We start from the raw sequence: 2484 nt of genomic DNA on the forward strand, positions 1-2484 counted from the left end.
TTTAACACGTCCTCGCCGCTTGCTTCGATATAGCCGTAGCCCGTATTTGCCTCCGTGGGCTTGATACCAAACGTCACCAAAAACCCCTGTTTTGCAAGCTCGCGCGCGCGCAAGACGCTGTTTTTATACGCCGTCTCATTTCTAATTAGATGATCGCTCGGCGTTACGAAAACGATCTCCTCGACCTTTAAGCTCAAACACGCAAGCGCGATCGCAGGAGCCGTGTTTCTGCCGACGGGCTCGAGAAGAAATTTTACGCCGCGCGCGCCCAAGGCCTCAAGCTGATCGAGCGCCAAAAAATACTGCTGCTCGTTCGAGACGACGAGCGTGCTCTCGCATAGCGGAGAGTTTCGCTCGTAGCTCATCATAAAAAGCGAGCGGTCGTCAAAGAGGCGCACGAACTGCTTGGGCATAAGCGTGCGGCTGATGGGCCACAGCCTCGTGCCGCTGCCGCCGCTTAGGATTATATTAGTCATTTAGGCCATCCTTAAATTCATCATATTTTTTCTCGACGTAGCTTTTGATCTCAGCCTCAAAGCGCGCGCGCGAAAATTTTAAAGAATTTTCTCTGATTTTTACAGGCTCAAATTTATCATAATTTTGCTCAAATTTAGCTACGGCGGCGAGCAGTCCCCTTGCATTTTGCTCCATAAAATACAGTCCGCTCTCGCCATCGCGCACCGTCTCGCGGGCGCCGCCACGCCCGAAGCAGATCACCGGCGTACCGCATGCCTGCGCCTCCACCGGCGTAATGCCGAAGTCCTCCTCAGCGGCAAAAACAAACGCCTTTGCCCGCCCCATTAGATCCGTCATCGTTTCATCGCTAGCAAAGCCCAGAAGCTCAACATTTTTACCCGCTTTTGACTTGATTTTTGCCATATCGGGCCCGTCGCCGATGACTAACAGTTTTTTATCCGTCTGCGAAAACGCCTCTACGATGAGATCGATCTTTTTATACGGGACCATGCGCGAGGCGGTGAGGTAAAATTCCTCTTTGGTTTCGCGCAGCGTAAATTTATCCACGTCCACGGGCGGATAGATGACGTCGCTGGGCTTGCCGTATGTTTTTTTGATACGGCGCGCGATGTAGCGGCTGTTTGCGACGTAGTGATCCACGCGGTTTGCGGTGCTCGCGTCCCAAAGCCTAATTTTATGTAAAAAATACTTTGCCAGCACGCCCTTTAGACCGCGATCCAGCCCGCTTTCGCGCAAGTACTGATGATACAGATCCCATGCGTAGCGGATCGGCGTGTGCACATATGCGATGTGAAGCTGATTTGAGTGCGTCAGCACCCCCTTTGCGACAGCATGTGAGCTAGATAGCACGACGTCATAGCCACTTAGATCAAACTGCTCGATCGCGAGCGGAAATAGTGGCAAGTAGTTGCGGTATTTGTCCTTTGCAAAGGGCAGCTTCTGGATAAAGCTCGTGTGAGCGTGCTTGCCTTTTAAAATTTTATCTCGATCGGCACCCTTTAAAAAGTCGATGAGGCTGTAAATTTCAAAATCATCCCAGATATTAGTAAAACTCTCAACGCATTTTTCTGCACCCGCATAGGTGCTAAACCAGTCGTGGATAAGGGCTTTTTTCATTGCGACTCCCTAGTTGATCTATTTTCAAATATCTGCTCGTAAATCTTTTCCACTTTACGAATCATAACGCCGATATCAAATTTATCTTTAAAATTTAGCAACGCTTCGGCTTGCATTTTACCGTATATTTTCTCATCGTTTAATAAAATTTCTATATCTCGGCACGCCTGCTGTGCGTCCTCAAACAAAAATCCGCTTTTGCCGTTTTCTACGACTTCGTTATTTCCCACGACGTTTGTCGCCACTATCGGGATACCGAGCGACTGCGCCTCTATGAGCGCATAAGGTAGCCCCTCCCACCTGGAAGTAGACAGATAGACATCCGTAGCGGATAGATACGCGGGCACTTCGTCGGTAAAGCCCGTAAAGATTATATTTGCGCCGTCTTTTTGCGCCATAGATTCAAATTTTGCCCTATCGTTGCCGTCCCCGAGCCACAAAAAAACGATGTTTGAATTATCTTTAAAATTTTTGGCTATCTCGTACGCCAAACTCATATTTTTTTGATATTCAAATCTTGAAATAATGGTAACTACCTTTTTGCCTGACAGATCAAATTTTATCTTGGCATTATCGTCTTTTAAAAGAGCTTTTATGCCGTTATATACGACCTCGCTCTTGCTTTTTTTAAATAATTTAAGCTTTAAACAAACGCTATTTTCGCTATTTGAGACATTTATAAATTTATCGGTAAATAGTGCTAAAAATCGCTCTAAAAAAATATATGCATTTCTTTTCAAAAAACCGTATTCTCCGATATGAACGCCGTGTAAAGTGTGGACTATTTTTAGCCTTGGATTTAAAATTTTAAGTATCCGCGAATAGATGCCAGCACCCTTACCGTGAGAATGAATTATTTTTACATCTTTATCTTTTATGAATTTATTCAGT

The 2484-nt window shown here is 46.0% G+C and carries 3 protein-coding genes; all 3 read right to left on the reverse strand.

Annotated elements, in window-relative coordinates; genetic code table 11:
• A partial coding sequence (locus Q0546_RS07600; protein WP_298791893.1) for a sugar phosphate nucleotidyltransferase occupies positions 1 to 476 on the reverse strand: 476 nt, incomplete at its 3' end.
• The gene (locus Q0546_RS07605; RefSeq protein ID WP_297989511.1) at positions 469 to 1593 is read right to left on the reverse strand and encodes a glycosyltransferase family 4 protein; all 1125 of its coding nucleotides are present in this window, start codon (positions 1591 to 1593) and stop codon (positions 469 to 471) included. The genes Q0546_RS07600 and Q0546_RS07605, both read right to left, overlap by 8 nt.
• Positions 1590 to 2484: glycosyltransferase (locus Q0546_RS07610; protein ID WP_298791896.1), on the reverse strand; the 895-nt coding region annotated here is incomplete at its 5' end. The genes Q0546_RS07610 and Q0546_RS07605, both read right to left, overlap by 4 nt.

Source organism: uncultured Campylobacter sp., from assembly GCF_937997465.1.
Lineage (GTDB): Bacteria > Campylobacterota > Campylobacteria > Campylobacterales > Campylobacteraceae > Campylobacter_A.

Excerpts from the sequence above, each read along its gene's own strand:
- Q0546_RS07605 (WP_297989511.1), bottom strand. The coding sequence starts at position 1,593 with ATGAAAAAAGCCCTTATCCACGACTGGTTTAGCACCTATGCGGGTGCA.